The organism is Oleiphilus sp. HI0086 (assembly GCF_001635225.1).
On sequence record NZ_LWFZ01001438.1, the window covers coordinates 1 to 566 of the forward strand.

The window sequence follows — 566 nt, forward strand, 5'->3', positions numbered from 1 at the left end:
AAGGCTGGCGCTTCGAGAATTAGCTCAACATTCTTATAGAGTTCTGGTCGAAAGCTTACCGCTTGGAGAATAACGGCGCCGCCACGAGAGTGACCGTGAATACGAATGTTTTCAGTTGTCGGTAAATTTTCGAGAGCCTGGTTAAGGACGCATGCATCGTATTCAATGGTCGCTTCAGGGTACTTAATAGGTATTTCCCACTCAGCTGGCTCTGGGATAGGGCCGCTAACAGGAACGTGGTAGTTACTGCAGGTCAATAATACCAATTCTGTAGAAGAATCATTATAGAGTTGCGTAAAGTAGCAATGATTTTCCAAAAAACCGTGAACGCCAATAACGGTATGTTTCGCTTGGCTGCTATGGTTTCGAATGCTAACCGCGCCTTTACCGACGGTGAAGACCTTGCCCGAAAACATTTCGGTATAGCTTTGTTCGATCGGCTTTATCAGTTTGCGCGCATGGATTGCTTGCATTTTACTCTCCCAACTCTCTAATAGTCATGCTGCGCTTAAAATTTGGCAGCTGGCTTTTCCGGCGTTTGCACACTTGGAAGGCCCTGTGACTAT

General features: G+C 46.3%; 1 pseudogene. It reads right to left on the reverse strand.

Annotated elements, in window-relative coordinates:
• Positions 1–473: pseudogene (locus A3756_RS24480) on the reverse strand (alpha/beta hydrolase); the annotation flags it as partial.
• Positions 474–566: the final 93 nt, after the last annotated feature.